1 protein-coding gene is annotated in these 308 nt (G+C 25.3%); it reads right to left on the bottom strand.

Annotated features, from left to right (window positions below):
* On the bottom strand, positions 1-237 hold a 237-nt coding region (locus tag KA858_RS12630), incomplete at its 3' end, for an MFS transporter (protein WP_150534663.1).
* Between the last annotated feature and the right edge of the window lie 71 nt (positions 238-308).

Below are 308 nucleotides of genomic sequence, written 5' to 3' on the forward strand. Positions count from 1 at the left end.
TTTTATATTTATATAATCAGATAATTTTCCATATACTGCTGTTCCTATCGAAAAAGTTAACATATATGCAGTGTTTACCCAGTTTGTAATTCCAGGAGTAGTATTAAAATGATTTGCAATATCAGGTAAAGAAACATTTAAAACCATTTCATTTAATACACTAAAAAATGAAAGAATACAAAGCCAAAATAAAACGCTATAAAACAAACCTTTAAATTTTTTATATAAACTAAACAATTTTACCTCTTTACTTGAGGTGATTAAAGTTTATAGGGGTAAATTATTCTTTCACCTCATATAAATTCCCC

The sequence above is a fragment of the Staphylococcus sp. GDX8P80P genome, assembly GCF_017893095.1.
GTDB classification, from domain to species: Bacteria; Bacillota; Bacilli; order Staphylococcales; family Staphylococcaceae; genus Staphylococcus; species Staphylococcus borealis.